A 23,387-nucleotide genomic window follows, 5' to 3' on the forward strand; every position below is an offset into this window, starting at 1 on the left:
GTTTGTGTCAAGTGTGCGCAGACACAAATCTTGTGTGTGAAAAATTTTATTTTTCACATTGTCTCCGTTTCATTCAGGTATGTTTTGAAGTTGTAAAGTTGTATAGTAGTATAGCACATGAATATATGTAAATACAATATTTCTTGACATTTAGGATGCTTTTTGCGAAAATTCATTAGTAAAGTGAGTACTATTAAGAGAAAATAGAAGATACGATTGGAAAAGAGGATAAATATGGATTTAAAGACGAAATTACAGAATAAATCGTGTTTTGACAGATATGTATTTGAGGGTTTTATAGCTCTTGAATTTCTTATGTCATTTACATTTTTAGGTTATATTCATGTGTCGCCTATTTCAATTACTGTTGCCTATATACCGATAGTTGTTGCCGCTTGTCTTTTTGGAACTATGCAGGCTTCTATACTTGGTATTATTTTTGGGGCAATAAGTATGTTTAAAGCATCCGCTTCCTATGTGATGGCGGCAGATATGATTTTTTCGCCAACTATGAGTGGAAAACCTTTAAACAGTATTTTACTTAGTGTTGGCTCAAGATTACTTTTTGGATTTTTGATTGGTGTTATTTTTTCATTGATACGCAGATATACTAATAAGAGAAAATATTTTGTCTGTTCAGGAATTGTTGCTCTTCTTGCACCTAAAATACATGCATTTCTTGTTTTTCTGATAATGGGAATCACATTTCCAGAGTCTGGTTATAATTTTAAAAATGCTTTTTCTACTGGTATCAGTGATATTGCTGTTGCACTTGTATGTGTTTTAGTGACAGAAATATTTTATTATATATATCATAGTAAGCGTGTCAGGGAATTTAAGAATTACATTGATGATTCAGAAAAAGATTCTTATAAAAGTGGAAAGTTAAAACTGGCACTCTTTGTTTATGGCATTGCTATTTTATTTATAACAAGTGTAACAGCGATTTACTTTGCACAGAGAACATCATATATGCTTGACATGCATGGAATCAAGGTTTCATCAGGGGTAAGCATGGATATGGTACATTTACAGGTGCAATTTCTTGGTGCGACAATCGCATTGAATTTTATCTGTGTTTTGATACTCATATCAATTTACCGTTATCTCTCATATACAAAGTATCTGGGAGAGCTTGATGAACTTACCGGTGTAATGGGAAGAAAATTGTTTTTGGAGTATTGTCGTGAGTTTCATGATAAGAATAAACAAAAAGATTTATATCGGGGATGGTTTCTTTTCTTTGATGTCGATTATTTTAAGTCAGTGAATGACACATTTGGTCATGGAGCAGGCGATAAGGTTTTAAAGAGTGTTGCGGCTGCTATTCAAAAAGAATTTGCCGGTCATGGGGCTGTTGGGAGAATCGGAGGCGATGAGTTTGCTGCTATTTTAGATGGGGATATGACGCAGGAAGAACTTGAAGAAAGACTGTCTGATTTTCTTAAAACGATTTCTGTTGTACCGGGAATTAAAAAGAATATAACCTGTAGTATAGGTGCATATCGTTTTGCCCATAGATACAGCACGCAGACTCTTATGCAGAAAACAGACAAATTGCTTTACAGGGCAAAAGAGAATGGTCGTGCGTGCTATATAAGTGAGCAGGAGCATATTAAATAAGTAAATTTAATGAAAAAGATCATAGATTCCACTGTGAATCTGGACTTCGGCGGCGTTATTGCCGTCGTTTTTTGTTTCTTTTGGTCTGTTGAGGGTACCATATTCTTGTTTTGTCAGCACATTTTTCAGTTTTTCTTTTGAATTTTCAGGTACGGTTGCTGTTGTTGCGTCTTCAAAGCATAGGCTTGGAAAGAGAACGCACCACCAGTTGTGTCCATCGGCTTTTCCTATTTCAACACATAGAGCGTCGTAATAGCCTGCTGGAAATGTCAGGTCGCCGTATGTTTTTGTGGGAAAATATCTGTTTTGTATGAAAACTTTTGTTGAATAAGAATAATTATTTTGGCGAATAGTATAATCGGCAGTATTTTTTATATTCTGAAATTTTGAAGCGACATATTGTTTTGCCTGTGCAGCCGTTGTTATATCTGTAAGACCGTTTTGAAGTTCGGAAAGAATACTGTCGCGTACCTTTATTTTAAGTTTCTGATCACTGTCACTATTACTGTTTGCAATAACATGCAGTCTGAGTACATTTTTTGCAATTTTTTTCTGAATTGTTCGATTTGTATTTATGAGTGTTTTATAAGGATTTTTTCTGATTGTTTCATTGTTGAAAAATGCAGGTGTTACTTTGGTTATGTTGATGTGATTTGCATTTTTGGTGTTTTTTGTTGATAAAACATTGGTATTGACGGTTGCTTTATAGTTTTTGTATGTGTTTAGATATGTTTTGTAGCTTTTAATACTTATATATAAAAGTGTAAATGCCACTGAATATATGGCGATAATAAATATGACTTTATACAATTTTATTTTGTTCATGTTATTCTCCATTTTATTTATTTGACATGTCCTAAATGGAGTGTTGCCGTGAAAAAAAATTTTATACATTTTTATTTTTTATACACGAACAGTAACTAAACTTTTTCTTAAGATAATAGCGAAAAGGTGCATTATTGCCGTAAATATGTTATCATAGCTTTAATTGGGAGGTTAATATATGGCAAATAGAGATATAAGAAGGAATGACACAAGAGTGTTTAATCCGGATGATATTGTCGTTAGAGAAAGACAGGGAAGAAATACTGCGGCATCGGGAAGTGCTGTGGGAAACAGGAATAACAGGTCTGCACAGACAAGAAACAGTAGTAATACACTTACGCCAAAACAGGCAAAGAAGCAGGAAAAAAAGCTTAAGAAACATAAGAGACATAAAAAATTCTGGTTTGGTTTTAAGATATTTCTGCTGGTTTTTCTTTTAGCACTGTTAGCAGGGCTTGTGGTCTTTTATTTTAAATTTGGCGATGAGCTTTTGAAATGGAAGATGGAGGCCACAGATGTTGTGGAAAATTCCACATCTGATACTTTCAGAGCATCGGAAACAAGCATTATATACGCCTCGGATAAATCAATGATAGCCAAATTAAAAGGTGATAAAGATTCCTACTATCTGACTTTTGATGAGATTCCTCAGTCTGTTAAAGATGCAATGATTGTAACTGAGGACAGGGATTTTTATAAACATGAAGGTGTGAATCTTTTATCAACAGCGAAAGCTGCTGTTATGCTTGTAAAAAGCAAGATAAAACATGAGGACATATCGCGCGGTGGAAGTACGATTACACAGCAGCTTGCGAAGAATGTATTTCTTTCAAACGCACAGACATATGAGAGAAAGGTAAGAGAGATATTTATTGCACTTGATCTTGAGAAGAAATACACGAAGGATCAGATATTGGAGTTTTATATAAATAATATTTATTTCGCAAATGGATATTATGGAATCGAGGCGGCGAGCAGAGGTTATTTTAATAAACCTGCTAAGGAACTTGATTTGGCTGAGGCTGCATTTTTATGTTCAATACCTAATAGTCCAAGCAAGTATAATCCTTTGGAAAATTATAAAAATACATTGCAAAGAAAAAGCCGTATTTTAAAACAGATGCTCGATGAAGAGTGTATTACTGCTGCTGAGTATAGTGATGCAAATTATGAGCAGATAATATTGAATCCTGCACAGGCATTAAAAACTCAGAATTATATGACAACATATGCCATTAGTTGTGCTACGAAGGCACTTATGGAGGCGAGAGGTTTTGAGTTTAAATATAAGTTTGACACTACTGAGGAGGAAAAACAATACGATAAAGAATATGATGAGTTGTATAATGACTGTCACAATTCATTGTATACAGGAGGATATCGTATTTATACATCGCTTAATAAGAAAAAGCAGAAAAAATTGCAAAAGGCTATAGACGAGCAGCTTGCAGGTTTTAAGGATAAGACGGAAAAGGACAAGGTTTATAAGCTGCAGGGTGCGGCTACATGTATTGATAATTCAAATGGGCTTGTCGTAGCTATTGTTGGAGGAAGAAAACAGAAGTCGATTACAGGTTATACCCTGAACAGAGCATACCAGAGTTACAGACAGCCTGGAAGTTGTTTTAAGCCGATTGCAGTGTATACACCTCAGCTTGAAAGAGGATATACTCCAGACAGTATAGTTGATGACACATATTTTAGCGGTGGACCACATAATGCCGACGGAAGTTATGCTGGAAAAATCTCACTGAGATATGCTGTTGAAAAATCTAAAAATGTAATTGCCTGGAAACTGTTTCAGGAACTTACGCCTGAGGTCGGTTTGTCATATCCTATCAAGATGGGATTTTCAAATATAGTTGATTCTGATTATTATCCGGCTGCTTCACTTGGAGGACTTACAAATGGTGTTACAACAGTTGAGATGGCGTCTGCTTTTGCAACTATTGAAAATGACGGTGTGTTCAGAGAACCGACATGTATAGGCAAGATTACAGATTCTGATGGGAAAACTATTGTAAATAATAAAAAGAATCGTAAAGAGAAGCATGTATATAAACAGAATGCAGCAAGGATGATGACGAGTATATTACAAGGTGTACTTGTAAATGGTACTGCAAGAGGAAATGCACTTGACAATATGTCATGTGCCGGAAAGACAGGAACGACAAGTGACAAAAAAGATGGCTGGTTCTGTGGGTATACACCTTATTATACAACAACAGTGTGGGTAGGTTACGATAGTCCTAAGACGCTGGATGACCTGTATGGAAATACTTATCCATTAAGGATATGGCGTGAATTTATGTCTGATATACATCAGGGACTTGAAAATAAAGAGTTTCCATCATATGAAGGTCAGAAGAGTACAAGTTCATATAGCCAGGACAGTTATAGTAGTTATAGTTCAGACGGAGATACAACTGTTACTGAAACACCTACGATGGATCCTGATGCACAGGATGGAACGGAACCAACAGAGGCTCCTGATACAGATAGTAAAGATAACAGTACTGATGACGGAACGGATACAACACCTACCAAGAAACCGGCAGACGATAATAATGTTGATACAGGGGACAACGGAACCGGGGATACAGGGAATGATTCAGAACCTGATGATGTAGGTGGTGATGATGATTCAAATCCTGATGATGTAGGTGTGGATGATGCGGCGGAATAGACAAGAATAAATGTAATGCTGTGACTTTTTAAATTAAAAATGTCTGTGGAAATGTAATTAGTTTGAAATGAGGGATGATATGGTAACTTTCAGTTTATGTATGATCGTAAAAAATGAAGAGGCGGTACTATCGAGATGTCTTGACAGTCTGTGTGATATTATGGATGAGATAATTATTGTTGATACAGGTTCCACAGACAAAACAAAAGAGATAGCAAAAAATTATACTAATAAGGTGTTTGATTACAAATGGCACAATGATTTTGCAGATGCCAGAAATTTTGCAGCATCAAAGGCGGTTGGTGATTATGTTTACACTGCGGATGCAGACGAGTATCTGGATGATGAAAATAGGGAGAAGCTTCGTCAATTGAAACGAATAATGCTTCCTGAAATAGAGATTGTACAGATGCTTTATCATACGCCCGCTGAACTTAGCACTGTTTATAATTTTGAGGAAGAATACAGGCCAAAGTTGTATAAAAGGCTCAGAACATTTACATGGATAGACCAGATACATGAGACATTAAGGATAGATCCGGTGGTATATGACAGTGATATAGTAGTTGAACACAGGCCATTTTCAAATCATGCATCGAGAGATTTTGCAGCATTTGAAAAAATAGCAGCAGATGGAAAGAGACTATCTAAAAAACTTCATCATATGTATGCTATGGAACTTTTTCGTTCAGGAAATGACGATGATTTTATTAAGTCAGAAGAATTATTTAAGCGGACTCTTGAGGAAGATGGCAGGAGTATGGACGAGGTTAAAGAGGCTTTTTGTGTGCTTGCAAGATGCTACAGATTAAAAGGTGATATAGTTTCATTTATGGAATATGCACTTAAAGATGCCGCAACTTCATCATGTGCGGAGATATGCTGTGAGCTTGGTGAATATTATGAAGACATCGGAAATATTTTAGAAGCAATTATGTGGTATCAGAATGCACTTACAGAGACTGAAAGTATACTTGATATAAGAAGTTCAGGTGAGATACCTCGTGTGGCTTTGAAAAGATTAGGAATGGAGATTTAAGATGGATGATAAAACATATATGACAATTGATGAACAAACGGCTGAGGAGATTGATAATAAGATGCCTGAGGAGAGTGAATTGTATGATCTTGCAGATTTATTCAAGGTTTTTGGAGACTCAACTAGAATAAAGATTTTATATGTTTTGTTTGAAAATGAGATGTGTGTTTATGATATTGCATCCATTTTAAATATGACGCAGAGTGCGATTTCTCATCAGCTTCGTATACTAAAACAGAACAGACTTGTTAAGTTTAGGAAAGAAGGAAAAACAGTTCTTTATACACTTGCGGATGAGCATGTTTTTACTATTCTCAGACAGGGAATTGAACATGTTGAGGAATAAAGAGAAGGATAATATCAAGAACAGGTAGGCTTGTTAGAGGTATAAGTAAAACAGATAATGTAAATAATATATTAAAATGAAAAGACATCATTGAACACATTATAGATGTGAGCATATGATGTCCTTTTGTTATATGTAGATTGAAAATAGCTAAATTTTTTACTTGCCTTTTATTATTCTATATGATATATTAAACATAACATATGAATGATTGTTCATATGAACATTGATTTTAAGACCGACTATATTATATTTTATAAAGTTAAAATAATTGAATAAATAATATTAGAAGTGAGGCGGGATATTATGAAGAAAAAATATCATATAGAGGGTATTGACTGTGCAAATTGTGCAGCCAAAGTTGAAAAAAAGATGAATGAACTTCCGGATGTCAGTGTAACATTGACATTCGCGACGAGTCAGCTTTTGGTAGAAGCCGAAAATCCTGACGACATGTTGCCGGAACTTAGGAAGATTGCTGATAAGATGGAGCCAGGTACGGTGATAGAGGAGATTTCAAAAACAAAAAAACACAGTGGAAAGAAGAAACCGCATCATCACGACGGCGAACATTCGCATCATCACCATGACGATGGGGACGGCTGTGAAGATGATTGCTGTCAAGGAGAGCATGAAGGACACAAACATTCCCATCATCATCACCACCACGATGGGGAAGATGGATGTGAAGATGATTACTGTTGTGGAGAGCATGGAGAACATGAACATTCGCATCATCACCACCACGATGGGGAAGATGGATGTGAAGATGATTGTTGTTGTGGAGAGCATGGAGAACATGAACATTCGCATCATCACCACCACGATGGGGAAAATGGATGTGAAGATGATTGCTGCTGTGGAAGGCATGAGGAACACGAACATAATCATAAGCACCTTGAGGGTGTGGCTAAGAAGAAATATCGCATAGAGGGTATTGATTGTGCAAATTGTGCGGCCAAGGTTGAGAGAAAAATGAATGAACTGCCGGATGTGGCAGTTACATTGACATTTGCGACAAGTCAGCTTTTAGTAGAAGCCGAAAATCCTGATGAGGTTCTTCCGAAATTAAGGGAGATAGCAGATAAAATGGAACCGGGAACTGTTATCGAGGAATATGACAGTGAAGATAAAAAAGAAGCTGACGCAGATAAAGATGACGATGATGATATTAAAAAAGAACTTATAAAAATTGCAGTCGGAGCAGTTATTTTTATAGGCGGCGTTATCTGCGAAAAATATCTTAAATCTATGCCTGCTGTTTCGATAGCACTTTTTGTTGTGTCATATGTGATACTCGGTGGAGAGGTTGTCTTGAAGGCTGTTAAAAATCTTTTCAGAGGTAAACTTTTTGATGAGAACTTTCTTATGAGTATTGCCACCATCGGTGCATTTGCTACCGGTGAGTATCCTGAGGCAGTTGGAGTTATGCTGTTTTATGAGATTGGTGAACTTTTCGAGGATATTGCTGTCGGAAAGAGCCGCAAACAGATTATGGAAGCCGTTGATATGCGTCCGGAGGTTGTAAGATATGTAGACGGTGACAATGTAATAGAACTTGATCCTGAGGAAATAGAGGTTGGAGATGTTATCGAGGTAAGACCAGGCGACAGAATACCACTTGACGGTGTTATCATCAAGGGTGACAGCCGCATTGATACTTCAGCGGTAACGGGTGAGCCTGTTCCTGTAGGAGTAAAAGAGGGAAGTGAAGTTGTTTCAGGATGTGTAAACATGTCAGGTGTTATATATGTAAAAGTTGAGAAACTTTTGGAAGAATCTATGGTAAGTCGTATTCTTGAGGCAGTTGAAAATGCAGCGGCATCAAAACCTAAGATTGACAGGTTTATAAGTAAATTTGCAAGAGTCTATACACCTATCGTTGTATTTGCGGCTTTAGCCACAGCGGTTATTCCGTCACTTATAACAGGAAACTGGCATTATTGGATATACACAGCACTTACTTTCCTTGTAATAAGCTGTCCTTGTGCTCTTGTTCTTAGTGTACCGCTTGCTTTCTTTGCAGGAATAGGTGCAGGTTCTAAAAAGGGAATTTTGTTCAAGGGAGGAGTTTCTCTTGAATCACTTGCAACAGTAAAAGCGGTTGTTATGGATAAGACAGGAACAGTGACGGAAGGAAACTTCAAAGTTGCACAGATAGTAAGTGATGGCGGATATACAGAGGACAGAGTGCTTGCACTTGCGGGGGCAGCAGAGAGCTGTTCAACACATCCTATAGCTACAAGTATTATGGAGGAAGTAAAAAACAGAAAACTTGACATACCTAAAGTAGCAGATATAAAAGAAATTTCCGGAAAAGGAATGGAAGTCACACTTGAAGATGGAAAACTTTTATGTGGAAATCTTGAACTTCTTGCAATGAATGGAATTGAAGTGCCTGAAAAAGCAAAAGAGATTTATGGAACAGAGGTATTGCTTGCATTTGAAGGAAAATATATCGGTTATATCGTTATCAATGATAAGATAAAATCAGACTCAAAACAGGCGATAAGTGACATAAAGAGATATGGACTCTGGACTGCAATGCTTACAGGTGATTCACAGAAAAATGCCGAGATGGTAGCAAAAGAAGCGGGAATAGATATCTGTTATGCAAAGCAGCTTCCACAGGATAAACTTAACAATCTCTCAAAAATCCGTGAGGAAAAAGGAGCCGTTATGTTTGTCGGTGATGGAATAAACGATGCACCGGTACTTGCAGGAGCAGATGTAGGGGCAGCGATGGGAAGCGGAGCAGATGCGGCGATAGAAGCGGCAGATGTTGTGTTTATGAACTCAAGGCTCTCAGCTATACCTGAAAGTATAAAGATTGCTAAGAAAACAAAAGCGGTTGCAATGCAGAATGTAATAGGGGCACTTATAATAAAGGCACTTGTAATGGTTCTCGGTTTTGCAGGAATTGCATCAATGTGGATGGCTGTATTTGCCGATTCAGGAGTTGCAATGATATGTGTGCTTAATTCAGTAAGGATTTTGTTTGGAAAGAAAGAGTAATAAATAAAATTGTGTAATGTGGCAGAGCAATCTGTGACATTGTTTGAAAGTAGAAAAATTTTGAGAGTAATATAAAAAATAAAAGCTCCCTTGTAAGCAGTAGGTATTTTGGAAAATTACTTACTTGCCTATAAAGGAGTTTTTTGTTTTTTAAAATTTATTTTAAAGTCACCTGTCAGCTTAAAAAATAGCCATTATTACCTTTTTTAGTCTAACTCAAAATGTTTGATAAGTCCCTCTAATGTTGCAGCCTGTGCAGCAAGTTCCTCAGAGGTTGCTGAGGTTTCTTCGGAAGCAGCCGAGTTATCTTCAACACTCTTTGAAATTTCATCAATATTTGCTTTGATATCTTCCATGCTTTGTTCCTCTATAATATAGTTTTGGGCACTCTTTCCAATCTGTTTGTTTACTTTTAAGACTGCTTCTTCAACTTCACGCATCGAGTCGACAACATTATGAGCAAGTTCAGTTCCATGGTTTATTTCATCTATTGAAATACCGATAAGATTCTTTGTATTGCTTGCTGCTTTTGAACTTTCATCGGCAAGAGAACCAATTTCTGTTGCAACTACGGCAAATCCCTTACCGGCATCACCCGCTCTTGCAGCTTCGATAGAAGCATTTAGAGCAAGCAGGTTTGTCTGAGTAGCAATATCCTCAATACTCTTGATAATACTTACAACCTGATTTGAAGTATCGGTGATAGTGTCCATCGCTTTCATCATCTCATTTATCTGCTCTGTACTGTCTTTTACCATCTCAGTTACTTTTATGGTAGAGTCTGCAACTTCCTGAGCATCAGCGGTATTTTCACGAACAGTTTGTGATACTGATGTGGCTGTTGATACTAAATGTTGTACTGATAATGCCTGAATGTTAGCACCCTCGGCTATATTCTGTGCTGCTTTTGCAAGGTCATCAGCACCGGCGGAAACCTGACCTGAGCTTTCTGTTATTTCCTGTATCATTGTCTTTAAGGAATCAGATATATTTAACATAGCTGTTTTGACTTTCGCAAAATCTCCTGAATAATCATATTTTAATGAAATATTTAACTTACCTATTGCAAGCTGGTCAAGGACATCTGAAATCTCGTCAATATAATTGATGTATTCTTTGAGCCTTATAACCGTCTTGTTTACTGAATCTGCAAGTTCACCGATTTCATTATCTACCTGTATATTGAGGTCAACATCAAGATTTCCATTTGCAAGTTCTGTCGCAACATCATTGAGACTGATGATAGGTCTTGTGATTTTGCCGGCAACTTTTTTGATTGATATAATGATAGCAAAAATACCAATAACAAGAAGCAGAACAGTAACTACAATGGAAAGGACAAGATTTTGATAATACTCGCTTGAAGGCATACAGCTTAAAACATAATAAGAAGTTGTACCGATTCTTTGGACATATCCCATTCTTTTAGCTGAGCCTACTTTATAGTTTATAAATGAATCTTTGCCATTTTGTATTGTATTTAAAATCTGGTCAGAAGCATTTATCTCAGACAGTTTTTTCTGCTGGTAATCCTTCGTAGGATGATATATGATAGTTCCATCCTGCGTCAGCAGGATTACAAATCCTTTACTTCCTATCTTGTAATTAGAAAATAGTTCATTGATATGGTCAAGTGAGATGTCAAGACCTGTGACACCTATAATGTTATTGCCGGCTTTGTCATAAACCGGAGCGGCAGCACTTAAAATAAGTTTACCCGTACTTGCATCCGTATAAGCACTTGTGAGCATGGACTTTTTTGTTTCAGTTACTTTGTACCATTCTCTTTTTGTAATCTCAAAAGAATCATCGCTGATATAACCGTCTGACTGTGTAAGTGAATTATTGTCAATATCACCTATCCATGATGCCTGAATATTATCGCTGTCTGAATCGGTGATTTTTTTCAACTCTGAAAAAACATCATTATACATAGAATTATCTTTAATGTAATCACCCTTTTTAGTGTCTGTTAATATTGATTGAATATCAGGATTGAGAGCCATCTGCTCGACAATAGTCGTATATTTGCCAAAGAATGTTTCAAGTTCGTTAGATGATGATTGTGACTGTAAAGTTAAATTGTTTTTCTTAGCGTTAAGACTTATGTTACCTATCATGATAGTTGTAATAATTGAAAATACCACAAATATCGCCAGAACAACGGTCAATATCTGTCTGGTCAATTGGGCAGAGATATGTTTTCGTTTCATATTTTTTCATCCTTTCTTTTGTGCAGTGCTATTTATATACAAACTTATATATAATTTAATGTTATCATTAGTATTATAAAAAAACAATATATAGTACGAAAATGGTAAAAATAGATGCGAAAAAACATACAATATCACAAAAAATATATATATTATGTAATATATATGTAAATAGTCTGATAATTGTTTGTAAATAGTTATTTTATGCATAGGAGCATGAACTCTTTTTATGCTCTCTTGTTTTGTAAATTTATGATATAATATATATTAGCAGTAGCAGAGCGGATTGCGAATATCCGCTTGACCAAATGATGATTGGAGGGATTTTATGAAAAAGAATTGTTTTAAAAGAAATACTGTATTAAAAATAGTCATAAGTGTGTTTCTGATAGTGGCAATGGTGACAGTAAGTATCGAGTCTTTAAAGTTTGCCCCAGCATATTGTGAAGCTGCGGCGTATGCACAAAAACATGGCAGACTGAAAATTAAGGGGACAGATATAGTTGATGAAAGTGGTAAGGCAGTAAGGCTTAAAGGTGTCAGTTCCCATGGAATAAACTGGGATGTTGGCTATCCGTATATTACGGAAAAAACATTTAAGACTTTGCGTGATAAATGGAAAGTAAATACGGTAAGGCTTGCGATGTACACACAGGAATACAATGGATATTGTGTAACTGATGCTGCAAGCCGTAAAAAGCTGCTTGATACCATAGATACGGGTGTTAAAGCCGCAAAAAAACTTGGAATGTATGTGATAATAGACTGGCATGTCCTAAACGACCAGACACCGCTTAGATATCAGGCGAAAGCAAAGACATTTTTTGACAAAATTTCAAAAAAATATGCCTCTTACGGCAATGTACTCTATGAGATTTGCAATGAGCCAAACGGCGGTACGACATGGTCTGATATTAAGAAATATGCGAAAAAGATAATCCCTGTTATAAGAAAGAATGATAAAAACGGTATTATAATAGTAGGAACTCCAAATTGGTCGCAGGATGTTGATGTGGCAGCGAAAAGTCCGATAAAAGGATATAAAAATATTATGTATTCAATCCATTTTTATGCGGCAACGCATGGTGACAGTTACAGGGATAAGTTAAAGACTGCACATAAAATGGGACTTCCGGTGATATGCACAGAATTTGGTACTTGTGATTCAAGCGGAAATGGAAATTATGATTTTGCAAGTGCAAATAAATGGATAAAACTCATGGACAGTTATAAGATGGGGTATGTGTGCTGGAGCCTTAGCAACAAACCTGAAAGTGCATCGCTTTTAAAATCATCGTGTAAAAAGATAAGTGGCTTTACGAATAAAGATTTGAGCGGTCAGGGGAAATGGCTGGTTAGAAAGTATAAGAAATAATAATCTGTGCAGTTGTGTGTAATTATTCACAGAATTAACACAAAAATAATATTGACTGAAAATGACTATCGTGATAGTATAAAAACATAATAACTATTGCAATAGTCATTTTTGACTCAAAACACAGGGAGGAATTACCATGGGAATAAAGCTTTATGATTCCGAATTGAAAGTTATGGAAATTTTATGGAAAGAGGGTGAATTGACAGCAGGACAGATAGCAAAGATTTTAAAAGAAGAAATAGGGTGGAATAGAAATACCACATATACAGTTATTAAAAAATGTATTGAAAAAGGTGCTGTTGAAAGATTTGAACCAAAATTCAGATGCAGGGCACTTATTTCAAAGAAAGATGCGCAGGAATATGAGACAGAGGAACTTATAGACCGTATGTTTGAAGGGTCAAAAAAGAATTTTTTTGCAGCAATGTTGTCTGAGGAAAGTTTGACGGCAGAAGAGCTGGAGCAGTTGAAGGATATGGTAAATCAAATGAAGTGAGGTGTTTAGATGCTTATAGACATGAGTGTCTCGGCAGGAGTGCTTATTGTACTTACGATTATTTTAGAAAAAACTGCCGGAAATTATTTTTCAAAAAGATTTATCGTAACAATGTGGAAAATTGTTTTACTTCGTTTGATAATACCGGTTAATCTTCCGATAACATTTGGTATTGCAAAGCCTTTCATTGGAGTGGTCAGAGGTGCAAAAAATATTTTGGGTGGGCTTTTTGGAAGTGAAAATAAGTCCGGAATATATTATGCAGCAGGGGCATCAGTGATGTCAAAGCCGCAAAATCTGTATTCTGAAAATAACAATATAAATTTAGTGTTGACAGGGTGGGGACTTGTGGCAGTTGTTTTAATTGTATTTTTTGCAGTTTCATATTATAGGGAGTACAAAAAGTTTAAAGCTGCATTACCCTTACAGGAGGAATTTGAACAGAACATCAGACAGATGAAAATTTTGCCGGAATATGTAAAACTTTATGTTTCCGATATGACAGCAACACCGATAACATTTGGAATTATACATCCGGAGATAATATTTCCAAAAATATTTGTTAAATTAAAGAAATCGGACGGAGCATTTCCTTATGAGGACAATGAAATAAAATATGTGTTGATGCACGAAAGTGTTCATATAAAATATGCGGATAACATTTGGAAACTGGCAGCAGTTTTTGCAGTTTGTATTCATTGGTTTAATCCTCTTGTATGGCTGATGTATATTTTTATCAATCGTGATATTGAAATGGCTTGTGATGAACGGGTGATTTTGAGATGCGGTGAAGATTTCAGGAAAGAATATGCAATGGTGCTTTTGAACCTTGCGGAAAAACAGTATAAATTATCATTCTTTGCCAATGGTTTTGGAAAGAATTCAGTAAAAGAAAGGATAGTGGCTATTATGAAATTTAAGAAAACAACGACAATCGGAGCATTAGGAGCAGCAGTTATACTTGCAGGAGCTGTGACAGTATTTACGCAGAACGGTATTGCCCAGGCTTTCACAGAAGCAAATAGTAAAGGTGAGATAAGAACGGAGCAGGTATCAGGCAAAAATCAGTCCGTTGCAGATGACGAATTAAAGAAATCTGGTGAAGTAAAAAAAGCTAATGATAGTGATAATAAAGCACAGGCGAAAACAGATAAAACGGATATAAGTAATACATCAGAAGAAAATAAAAAATCAAAGGTTGTAGTTGAAATAAATGATGTCGAAGAAAATGTAGAGGGCGATTCCGTTTCATGCACTGTATATGCCGATGGAACTGTAACGTATTATGTAAATGGGAAACAGGTAAAATTGACAAAGGATGAACTTAAAAAGCTTGAAAAAGACGGTAAAGTTACAATAAAAATTAAAAATTTAAAAGAAAAATAGAAGCTGTTAGCTGCAAGATGGGTGTGGGCGGCAACAGATGGAAAAAGCCTTATAAAAAGTAAGTATTGTGAAAATCTCAAAAAAGAGTTAAGATGTTGAGTTGTACATAGTACAACAAATAATAATAAAAAAACACTTATAAACAGAAAACTGCAAAGTTTTAGCTTTGTGTGTGGTTCATGAAAAGGCATTATCTTCAGAGAAAGTGTTTAATAATAAAAAACAGGAGGCTCGACATGACGAAAGAGATTTTTGACGGATACAAATATATCGAGGGCGGTGTGTGCGCTGCCAAAGGATTTGTTGCAAACGGACTTAACTGTGGAATAAATCCGGTTAAGGAAAAGTTTGATCTGGGTGTTGTTTATAGTGAAACAGAGTGCAATGCGGCGGGTGTCTACACTCAGAATAAGGTGAAAGGTGCACCTATCATAGTTACTAAAAAACATCTTGAAAAAAGTGGTGGTAAGGCAAAAGCTGTTATTGTTAATTCAAAAAATGCAAACACCTGTAATGCTGACGGCGAGGAGATTGCGGAAAAAGTTTCAGAGCTGCTTGCAGATGCAGTAGGAATCAAGCCGGAGGAGGTAATCGTTGCCTCAACAGGTGTTATCGGACAGAGACTTTCAGTAAAACCTTTTGAAGATTATATGCAGAAACTTGTTGATGGAATGACTGCTGATGGTCATACAGCGGCAGCAGATGCTATCATGACAACAGACACGATTCGCAAGGAAGTTGCGGTCGAGTTTGAGATAGATGGAAAAGTATGTCATCTCGGTGGTATGGCAAAAGGAAGCGGAATGATCCATCCGAATATGGCAACGACACTTAACTTTGTTACTACAGATGTTGCCATATCTTCTGAAATGGTTCAAAAAGCACTCAGCGATATAGTTAAGGTTACATATAATTGCCTTAGCATTGACGGTGACACATCAACAAATGATATGGTAAGCGTAATGGCGAATGGTCTTGCCGGAAATAAGGAAATCACAGCCGAGGGCGAGGATTATGACAAATTCAAACAGGCTCTTTATATCGTAATGTCAAATATGACAAAGATGCTTGCATCAGATGGAGAGGGAGCATCAAAACTGCTTGAGTGTACCTGTGCCGGAGCACCCGATATTGAAACGGCAATAATCGTAGCAAAGAGCGTTATCAGAAGCCCATTGTTTAAGTGTGCAATGTTTGGTGAGGACGCAAACTGGGGAAGAATTCTCTGTGCTATCGGATATGCGGAAGCTGATTTTGACATTGCAAAAGTCAGTGTTTCACTTCGCTCAGAAGTCGGAAGTGTGAAAGTATGTGAAAATGGAGCAGGTATTGAATTTTCAGAAGAAGAAGCAGCTAAGATACTTGCAAAGAATGAGATATTTATAGATATTAATCTTGGACAGGGAGATGCCAGTGCGAAGGCATGGGGATGTGACCTTACTTATGATTATGTCAAGATTAATGGAGACTATCGTTCTTAATATAGTGTGAAAAATAAGCTTGATAGCTTATTTTTCGCACAGCTATTTGTTTCTGAGCGAAAGCAAATAGCTTGCGATAAACGCTCAGAAATGAGGATTATTGTGTAACATAACAGTTATCTGCAAAATTAGGATACAAGGTATATGGCATCCAAGCGGATATTCGCAATCCGCTTGGATGTTTGCTTATAACATTATTGATTTCTTATTTTTTTAGAATACAAGAGTGAATTGCTCCTTTTGAGCATGCTTCTTTACATTTTCCACAGCGGATACATTCTGCACTATTTGGATTTTCATATACTTTTATACCCATCTTACATTTTTTTGCACAAGCACCACAGTGAGTGCATTTATCAGTATCAATCTCATAGTGGTAGAGAGAAAAACGATTGAAGATTCCATATATAGCACCTAGAGGACATAGATACTTGCAAAAAGGGCGGTAGGTCAGTATGGAAAAAATGATTATAATGATCAAAATGCTTATTTTCCATTTAAACAGGAAACCAATTGTATTTTGCAGTCCAGGATTTTTGTAAACAAGGGGAATTCCACCTAAGAGAGTTCCAGATGGACAGATAAGTTTACAAAACCATGGCTTTCCATAGCCACTTTTACCGGTAAGAAGCAGTGGCATGGCAATAACAAATATTACAAGAATCATATATTTCAGATATCTCAGTTCCTTGTCAAAGGGAAGTTTTTTAATCTTTTTAACAAAAGGAATCTTATGGAGCAAATCCTGAATCAATCCGAAAGGGCAGAGCCATCCACATACAAAGCGTCCCATAAGTGATCCAAAGATCATAAGAAATCCAATCACATAAAAAGAAAATTTATAATTTTTGCTGTCTAATACTGCCTGTAGAGAGCCAATCGGACAGGATCCGATGGCACCAGGGCAGGAGTAACAGTTTAGTCCGGGAACACAGATTTTTTTTGAATCTCCACGATAGATTTTCCCTTGAGAAAATCCTAATACATAGCCATTAGTAATAGCGGTGAAAATTATCTGCACTATAAGACGCAGATGATTTTTTTGCTTTTTGATCCATTTCATAGCAGAAACCCTTTCTTTTGTTATTATTTATCCGATACCGATACATTCTAAGCAGACTACGGTGGATTTTTGTTCTACGGTTACATCTTCACCGCGTGTGATACCATTAGCTAAAAAGATACTTCCGATTATTAACAATAAAATGCTCAAGAGGGTTTGTTTATATTTTAATTGCATAAAGCTCTCCATTCTTGCGCTGTTTTTTGCGCATGACAAGTTTGTGTGAAGTATAAAGTTTAGGTGTGAAAATGCTTTATTTAATTTTAGAAAGATATTTTTCAACAACTTTTTTCCAGCCATCATAATCTTTAGAACCTTCTATCTTATCTAAGATTTTTCCGTTGGAATCTACGATAAATGTGGTAGGAAATGCCATTACATCTTGCATGATATCTGTTTTATATAAATTTTTGGAAAGTTTCAGCTGCGTATATGTAGCATTTGCATTTGATAAGACATCTTTGATTTGGGACATCTCGTCATCTGTTATAGCTTCTGCAAAATTAAAGTATAATCCTTTAACAGAAACACCTTTATCAGCGTAATCTTTGCTGATTTTCTGTAGTTCAGGAGTTTCTTCCACACATGGAGTACAGCCAATGTTCCACGCATTGACAAGTGTTATCTTATTATTTTTAAAAATGGAAGAATCTATGTTATTTCCATCCAAATCTGTAGTTTTCAGATTTGAGAAAGCAGTGCTGTCAGAAAAACTCTGTGAACTTTTTTGTGTTTCTGACTTTGTGGAAGATGAGGCTTGTTCAGAAGAAGTTGTTGTGTTGTCAGAATAGTTAGCAGTCTTGGTGCATCCTGTAAAAGAAATAGTACCCACTAATAAAAAGGCTGCACATGTTAAAGTTTTAAGTTTCATTGTAAATATCTCCTTTTGTTTTTTTTATAATATAATGTGCTAATATGAAACTAATATGAAATCTGAAAAAAATGTCAGATTGAGGAATAAAAGTGGATTTGTTATAATGACATTGATTATATGAAATTTAACACTATCAAGGAAGTAGCAAAGCGGATTGCGAATATCCGCTTGACAATAACGATGAAAATAGATTGTCGGGAAATGAGGGAAAAATGAATATATTGGTCGTAGAAGATGATGCAGCGATCCGGGAAGGGGTTGTTGAGTTTTTAAGAGAAAATAGTTATCAGGTATTTGGAGTAGAAACAGGGGAAGAAGGGCTTAAGATTTTAGAAAGTACTGAAATTCATTTAGCATTGCTGGATATTATGCTGCCAGGGATAAGTGGTATAGAGGTTTTAAAAAAAATCAGGACATTCAGCAAACTTCCAGTTATAATGCTTACAGCAGTGAGTGATGAGAAAACTCAGGTAGATACATTTGATCAACTTGCAGATGATTATATCTGTAAACCATTTTCACTTATTTTACTTTTAAAACGAATTGAAGCTCTTTTGCGTACACATTATAAAATGCAGCAGATATGGGAGTACCAGTCGGCAGTAGTTGATTTTTCAGCTTATACTGCTGCTTATGAAGGCAAAGATGCAGGAGTAACACCTAAGGAGATAAAATTGTTGGCTTACCTTTTAGAAAATAGTGGGCAGGTAGTGAATAGAAGACAGATTTTAGAAAGGCTCTGGGAAGATGAGGATGGACCTTATGACCGTATAGTTGATGTATATATTAAAAATCTGAGGAAAAAACTCCATTTGGATTGTATTGTTACAGTTAAGGGTGTTGGATATAAATTGGAGGTGTGATTGTGAAAAAAATGAAATTATTGCCTAAAACATTTATTTATACTTTTTCCATGCTGCTAATCATCAATCTGTCTTTACATTTTATGATCTACTTTTTTTATCCAAAGGTGTACCTTAATCGAGTGGAGCATAGGATGGAAACACAGATAGGACAGTTACAGAAAAAACTAAAAAAGACAGAAAATGATCAAGCTGGAAAGGTAATGCTGAACTTTGCAAGGAAAAATCAACTGAATATATCGGTCAAGACAGAAAGAAGTCAGAAGACATATCAGGGAATGGATTTTCAAATCAATCTGCCTACATGGGAAGACATTGTGTTTTCTGTGGAAAATATGGAAAACAAACCTTCAGTTATAGTGAAAAAATGCGTACTTGAAGAAAAGAACGGGGGCAAAATAAAGGCATTGGTCATGTGTAGTGCAAAACCATTAAAAGAAGCAACGGACATGATTGAATTTTTGCTTCCAGTGACTTTTTCAAGTTCAATTCTGTTTTCTATTTTATTTGCATGGTTCTATTCAAAAAAGATTACAAATCCCATAGTAAAAATGTCAAAAGTTACTACAGATATGAAGAACAGAAATCCGGATGCTGCTTTTTTGGTACAGACAAAAGATGAGATGGGAATATTAGCAGAACAAATGAATGAAGTTTACAGTTGTCTGCTTGAAACAATTCAGAAGTTAGATGAAGAAAAATTAAAGATGGTAGAGATGGAAAAAGCAAAGACAGTATTTTTGCGCTCTGCTTCTCATGAACTAAAAACACCTCTTGCAGGATTGAGGATACTATTAGAAAATATGCAGTATAATATTGGAAAATATAAGGATAGGGATCAATATCTTGGTGAAGCAATTGTTATGGTCGATCAATTAAATGATATGGTAAAAAATATATTGGATACATCAAAATTACAGGAAAATCTTATTGAAGAAGAAAAAACAGAGATTGTTCTTAAAGAAAAAACAGAGAAGATTTTACAGAAATTTGAGTTTCAGATCATAGAAAAACAGATAGAAGTTATTATGGAGATAAAAGAAGGAACTGTAATTATGATGGGACAGGAAGATTTTGATCATGTCTGGTCTAATCTGCTCAGCAATGCAGTTTGTTATACAGACAATGAGGGAAAGATTCGAATTGGTGGGGATGAAAAGAGTGTATGGATTGAAAATTCATGTAAGCCACTTACGAGGGAACAATTGCAGTATATTTTTGAACCATTTTTCAGAACTGATGAAACAAGAAACAAGAAAAATGGAAATGGACTTGGATTATATGTGGTTAGGGAGATATTAAAAAAGGAAGGGAAGAAATGGAAATTTGAACCGATAGAAAATGGAATGAGGTTTATTATTGGATGATACACTACACTAGAATATTAAAGAATATTTGCCCAAAAATCCATTACCCTTTCTTTAATGTTATCTCTGGTAACAACTTCATAAGGATACCATTCTTTAGGAAATAATTTCTGATAGGATATCTGCATAAATCTTTCATCCAGCAAAAGTATCGCACCCTTGTCTTTGTCAGTTCTGATAACCCTTCCGGCTGATTGTAAAACCTTATTCATGCCGGGGTATCTGTAGGAATAGTCAAATCCGGATTTATCTGATCTGTCAAAATAATCTTTGAAAAGTTCATTTTCAGTACAGACCATAGGAAGTCCAGTACCCACTATGACTGCACCGATAAGTCTGTTTTCCTTTAAATCTATTCCCTCACCGAATATGCCGCCCATAACACAAAAACCGAGTGTTGTTTTTGTGGGATTTTCTTTGAAATTCTCCAAAAATTCCTCGCGCTGCTGTTCATTCATTGATGGGGACTGTATAAATATATGAGGTGCTATATTTTTTTCATTGTTGTAAGTGTCTGCTGTGTCTGATATTTCAGAAATATTCTCTGAGCTGTCAGTCTGCTGTAGGATGAAATTCTCCTCAACAAAAGGCAGAACATCATCTATCATTTTATATGACGAAAAAAATATAAGATAGTTTCCTGTTTTTGCTGATACAAAGTTTGTGATGTAGTCAGCTATTTTCTTGTATTCCGAAGGCACTCGTCTGGTATATTTCGTGCTCACATCACGCCCTATCATTATAAGTCTGTTTTCCGGAAGAAAAGGTGATGGAGCATATATGGCATAGTCATCCGTTCCGCCTGCGAGCTGTTCCATATAGTATTTAATAGGAAGAAATGTGGCAGAGAAAAATATCCCACATCTTCCTTTTTTAAGATAATTATTAAGGTTGGTGGATGGATCCATGCACTGTAAATGAAGTCTGAAATTACCTTCGTCTGAGTAATCGGAGTAGATAATATATTTTTCATCAAGCAGTTCATATGTGTTCAAAAAAGACCTGACTGAAAAATAAAAATCAAGTAGGCGTTCTCTTGTATCGGGAACAAACCCGCTGTTGTCCACATCATCAAATTCCATAAAATTTATCTGACCGTTGACATTTTTTGAGCCATGCTTATTGTTGCGTGAGTCCTGAAGATATTCATCAAGATAATTTGCAAGCTGCATAAGTCTGATGACGAAGTCTTCTATGCTAAGAATGTCCCATTCTGTCATAATATCACAGTCTCTTTTAAGTGCGAGAAGTGATCTGTTGCAGCGTTCAAGTGCAGTTGTGATTTTTTGGCTCATAAATTTTGTAAGTTTTTTCATGGCGGGAAAATCTTCTTTTATAAGTGTGGCAGAATACATTTCCCTTGCCCTGTCAACGAGATTGTGAGCCTCGTCTATAAGAAAGATGTAGTCATTTGATGTTGCTTCCGTACCAAAAAAACGTTTGAGACAGGCATTTGGATCAAAAGCGTAATTGTAATCACCGATGACGGCATCTACCCATGTGGATATATCAAGGCACATCTCGAACGGACAGACATTGTGCTTTTCAGCATATTTGGAGACGATTTCCCTTGTGATATGTTCTTCGTGCGTTATAACATCAAAAACTGCGTCATTAACTCTGTCAAAATGACCCAATGCCCTTGGACATGAACCGGGATTACATACTGGTTTGTCAAGGATACATATTTTTTCTTTTGCGGTAATAGTAATATATTTTAAATGCATGCCGTTTTCTGTAAGAATGTTAAATGCATCCTGTGCAACCGTTCTCGTTATTGTCTTTGCGGTCAGATAAAAAATCTTTTCGCTTAAATTTTCGCCCATTGCCCTGACAGCAGGAAATACAGTGGAAATTGTCTTGCCAACACCAGTGGGTGCTTCTATATAAAGTCTTTTTCTTCTTAGGATAGTCTGGTAAACGCCTTTGACAAGAGTATTCTGACCGGGGCGGTATTCAAAAGGAAATTCAACATTTTTAATCGAAAGATTTCGCTTTTCATGCCATTTAATTTCCCATGATGCCCATTTTGCGTATTCGTGGAGAAGATTATAAAACCATTTTTCAAGTGTCTTAAAGTCTATATATTCATTAAATCTTCTGATTTCTTCGGTCGGAATATGACAGTAAGTCATCTGGATACCAATGCCGTCAAGCTTATGCGTTGACGCCCATATATAACCATAACAGAGAGCCTGTGCTCTGTGGACTTCAACGGGACTTTCAAGTGATGCAAGTTCTCTGTAGACACCTTTTATCTCGTCAATATTGTAACCTGTTTCATCCGTAAAAATGCCGTCAGCACGCCCTTCTACGCATATTTCAAAATCAATGCCGTCATAATTTATCGGAACGGTGAGCGACAGGGAAACTTCTGCCTGATAGCCTGCGTTCATTTTTCGCTGTATTTTTTTGTGGATGCGTGTACCTTCCTGCATGGCATCAGGATCTTTAAGACCTGATGAAGTCGTGAGGTCACCGCTTCTTAGTATAAACTCAACAAGATTTCTGACTGATATTTTAATGGTATTCATAAATAGGACTCTCTATTCTATAATGATGGTGTTGAGGGCAAAAGATATTTGTTGTTTATAAACTATCAAGGAAGTCCTCTACTTCTATTGCGTAAAGCAATAAGTGGGGGACTTCCTTGTATCAGGAGGGGTACAAGCCACTTCTGATATGTATGCTGCTATAGCAGCTATGTGATAGCAGCTAATAGTGTTATGAGC

At 36.2% G+C, this 23,387-nt stretch carries 17 protein-coding genes; 11 read left to right on the plus strand and 6 right to left on the minus strand.

What is annotated here, in order from left to right:
* The first annotated feature begins 234 nt into the window (after window positions 1–234).
* Window positions 235–1,623 (plus strand): diguanylate cyclase domain-containing protein, encoded by a 1,389-nt coding sequence (locus tag KQI69_RS06550; protein ID WP_216564543.1) that lies wholly within the window; start codon window positions 235–237, stop codon window positions 1,621–1,623.
* A 6-nt stretch (window positions 1,624–1,629) separates the two neighbouring features.
* On the opposite strand, the gene spoIIR is transcribed toward KQI69_RS06550, so the two are convergent.
* On the minus strand, window positions 1,630–2,448 hold the full coding sequence (spoIIR, locus tag KQI69_RS06555; protein ID WP_216564544.1) for a stage II sporulation protein R: 819 nt from the start codon (window positions 2,446–2,448) through the stop codon (window positions 1,630–1,632).
* Between the two features lie 178 nt (window positions 2,449–2,626).
* On the opposite strand from spoIIR, the gene KQI69_RS06560 reads away from it, so the two are divergent.
* The 4 genes from KQI69_RS06560 to KQI69_RS06575 all read left to right on the plus strand — a co-directional run bounded on the left by KQI69_RS06560 (window position 2,627) and on the right by KQI69_RS06575 (window position 9,534).
* Window positions 2,627–5,134, plus strand: a complete 2,508-nt coding sequence (locus KQI69_RS06560; protein WP_216564545.1) for a transglycosylase domain-containing protein — start codon at window positions 2,627–2,629, stop codon at window positions 5,132–5,134.
* 79 nt (window positions 5,135–5,213) lie between these two features.
* Window positions 5,214–6,173 (plus strand): glycosyltransferase family 2 protein, encoded by a 960-nt coding sequence (locus KQI69_RS06565; protein WP_216564546.1) that lies wholly within the window; start codon window positions 5,214–5,216, stop codon window positions 6,171–6,173.
* Between the two features lie 19 nt (window positions 6,174–6,192).
* Complete coding sequence (locus KQI69_RS06570) at window positions 6,193–6,519, plus strand: ArsR/SmtB family transcription factor (RefSeq protein WP_371818765.1); 327 nt, start codon at window positions 6,193–6,195, stop codon at window positions 6,517–6,519.
* Between the two features lie 306 nt (window positions 6,520–6,825).
* The gene (locus tag KQI69_RS06575) at window positions 6,826–9,534 is read left to right on the plus strand and encodes a heavy metal translocating P-type ATPase (RefSeq protein ID WP_216564548.1); all 2,709 of its coding nucleotides are present in this window, start codon (window positions 6,826–6,828) and stop codon (window positions 9,532–9,534) included.
* A gap of 206 nt (window positions 9,535–9,740) precedes the next feature.
* Here the strand turns inward: KQI69_RS06575 and KQI69_RS06580 are convergent, their stop codons facing one another.
* Window positions 9,741–11,747, minus strand: coding sequence for a methyl-accepting chemotaxis protein (locus tag KQI69_RS06580; protein ID WP_216564549.1), 2,007 nt, complete (start codon window positions 11,745–11,747; stop codon window positions 9,741–9,743).
* 328 nt (window positions 11,748–12,075) lie between these two features.
* Between KQI69_RS06580 and KQI69_RS06585 the strand changes: the two genes are divergently transcribed.
* The 4 genes from KQI69_RS06585 (at window position 12,076) to argJ (ending at window position 16,488) form a co-directional block, all read left to right on the plus strand.
* A complete protein-coding gene (locus tag KQI69_RS06585; RefSeq protein ID WP_216564550.1) occupies window positions 12,076–13,122 on the plus strand; it encodes a glycoside hydrolase family 5 protein in 1,047 nt (348 codons plus the stop codon).
* Window positions 13,123–13,261: 139 nt separating this feature from the next.
* Window positions 13,262–13,621 carry a BlaI/MecI/CopY family transcriptional regulator gene (locus KQI69_RS06590; RefSeq protein ID WP_216564551.1) on the plus strand — a complete coding sequence of 120 codons (360 nt, stop codon included), beginning with the start codon at window positions 13,262–13,264 and terminating at the stop codon, window positions 13,619–13,621.
* Between the two features lie 9 nt (window positions 13,622–13,630).
* The gene (locus KQI69_RS06595) at window positions 13,631–15,007 is read left to right on the plus strand and encodes a M56 family metallopeptidase (RefSeq protein WP_216564552.1); all 1,377 of its coding nucleotides are present in this window, start codon (window positions 13,631–13,633) and stop codon (window positions 15,005–15,007) included.
* Window positions 15,008–15,243: 236 nt separating this feature from the next.
* Window positions 15,244–16,488, plus strand: a complete 1,245-nt coding sequence (gene argJ, locus KQI69_RS06600) for a bifunctional ornithine acetyltransferase/N-acetylglutamate synthase (protein ID WP_216564553.1) — start codon at window positions 15,244–15,246, stop codon at window positions 16,486–16,488.
* A 205-nt stretch (window positions 16,489–16,693) separates the two neighbouring features.
* Here the strand turns inward: argJ and KQI69_RS06605 are convergent, their stop codons facing one another.
* Genes KQI69_RS06605 through KQI69_RS06610 form a run of 3 tightly spaced genes read right to left on the minus strand, consistent with a single transcriptional unit; the run spans window position 16,694 to window position 18,422 of the window.
* Window positions 16,694–17,551, minus strand: coding sequence for a 4Fe-4S binding protein (locus KQI69_RS06605; RefSeq protein WP_216564554.1), 858 nt, complete (start codon window positions 17,549–17,551; stop codon window positions 16,694–16,696).
* Between the two features lie 27 nt (window positions 17,552–17,578).
* On the minus strand, window positions 17,579–17,854 hold the full coding sequence (locus KQI69_RS10675; protein ID WP_371818763.1) for a CD1871A family CXXC motif-containing protein: 276 nt from the start codon (window positions 17,852–17,854) through the stop codon (window positions 17,579–17,581).
* Complete coding sequence (locus KQI69_RS06610) at window positions 17,805–18,422, minus strand: TlpA disulfide reductase family protein (protein WP_216564555.1); 618 nt, start codon at window positions 18,420–18,422, stop codon at window positions 17,805–17,807. Before KQI69_RS06610 ends, KQI69_RS10675 begins: the two co-directional genes overlap by 50 nt.
* 215 nt (window positions 18,423–18,637) lie before the next feature.
* Here KQI69_RS06610 and KQI69_RS06615 point away from each other — a divergent pair, with 215 nt between their 5' ends.
* Entirely contained in the window at window positions 18,638–19,288 is a 651-nt protein-coding gene (locus KQI69_RS06615) for a response regulator transcription factor (protein ID WP_216564556.1), read from the plus strand.
* A 134-nt stretch (window positions 19,289–19,422) separates the two neighbouring features.
* Complete coding sequence (locus tag KQI69_RS06620) at window positions 19,423–20,655, plus strand: HAMP domain-containing sensor histidine kinase (protein WP_216564557.1); 1,233 nt, start codon at window positions 19,423–19,425, stop codon at window positions 20,653–20,655.
* Between the two features lie 17 nt (window positions 20,656–20,672).
* Here the strand turns inward: KQI69_RS06620 and KQI69_RS06625 are convergent, their stop codons facing one another.
* On the minus strand, window positions 20,673–23,189 hold the full coding sequence (locus tag KQI69_RS06625) for an ATP-dependent DNA helicase (protein ID WP_216564558.1): 2,517 nt from the start codon (window positions 23,187–23,189) through the stop codon (window positions 20,673–20,675).
* Window positions 23,190–23,387 lie beyond the last annotated feature (198 nt).

Source organism: Eubacterium sp. MSJ-13, assembly GCF_018918235.1.
Taxonomy (GTDB): Bacteria; Bacillota; Clostridia; order Lachnospirales; family Lachnospiraceae; genus Butyribacter.

Excerpts from the sequence above, each read along its gene's own strand:
- KQI69_RS06595 (WP_216564552.1), top strand. The coding sequence starts at position 13,631 with ATGCTTATAGACATGAGTGTCTCGGCAGGAGTGCTTATTGTACTTACG.
- spoIIR (WP_216564544.1), bottom strand. The coding sequence starts at position 2,448 with ATGAACAAAATAAAATTGTATAAAGTCATATTTATTATCGCCATATAT.
- KQI69_RS06605 (WP_216564554.1), bottom strand. The coding sequence starts at position 17,551 with ATGAAATGGATCAAAAAGCAAAAAAATCATCTGCGTCTTATAGTGCAG.
- KQI69_RS06590 (WP_216564551.1), top strand. The coding sequence starts at position 13,262 with ATGGGAATAAAGCTTTATGATTCCGAATTGAAAGTTATGGAAATTTTA.
- KQI69_RS06615 (WP_216564556.1), top strand. The coding sequence starts at position 18,638 with ATGAATATATTGGTCGTAGAAGATGATGCAGCGATCCGGGAAGGGGTT.
- argJ (WP_216564553.1), top strand. The coding sequence starts at position 15,244 with ATGACGAAAGAGATTTTTGACGGATACAAATATATCGAGGGCGGTGTG.
- KQI69_RS06625 (WP_216564558.1), bottom strand. The coding sequence starts at position 23,189 with ATGAATACCATTAAAATATCAGTCAGAAATCTTGTTGAGTTTATACTA.
- KQI69_RS06565 (WP_216564546.1), top strand. The coding sequence starts at position 5,214 with ATGGTAACTTTCAGTTTATGTATGATCGTAAAAAATGAAGAGGCGGTA.
- KQI69_RS06550 (WP_216564543.1), top strand. The coding sequence starts at position 235 with ATGGATTTAAAGACGAAATTACAGAATAAATCGTGTTTTGACAGATAT.
- KQI69_RS06560 (WP_216564545.1), top strand. The coding sequence starts at position 2,627 with ATGGCAAATAGAGATATAAGAAGGAATGACACAAGAGTGTTTAATCCG.
- KQI69_RS06570 (WP_371818765.1), top strand. The coding sequence starts at position 6,193 with ATGACAATTGATGAACAAACGGCTGAGGAGATTGATAATAAGATGCCT.
- KQI69_RS06575 (WP_216564548.1), top strand. The coding sequence starts at position 6,826 with ATGAAGAAAAAATATCATATAGAGGGTATTGACTGTGCAAATTGTGCA.
- KQI69_RS06585 (WP_216564550.1), top strand. The coding sequence starts at position 12,076 with ATGAAAAAGAATTGTTTTAAAAGAAATACTGTATTAAAAATAGTCATA.
- KQI69_RS10675 (WP_371818763.1), bottom strand. The coding sequence starts at position 17,854 with ATGATGGCTGGAAAAAAGTTGTTGAAAAATATCTTTCTAAAATTAAAT.
- KQI69_RS06580 (WP_216564549.1), bottom strand. The coding sequence starts at position 11,747 with ATGAAACGAAAACATATCTCTGCCCAATTGACCAGACAGATATTGACC.
- KQI69_RS06610 (WP_216564555.1), bottom strand. The coding sequence starts at position 18,422 with ATGAAACTTAAAACTTTAACATGTGCAGCCTTTTTATTAGTGGGTACT.
- KQI69_RS06620 (WP_216564557.1), top strand. The coding sequence starts at position 19,423 with ATGGAAACACAGATAGGACAGTTACAGAAAAAACTAAAAAAGACAGAA.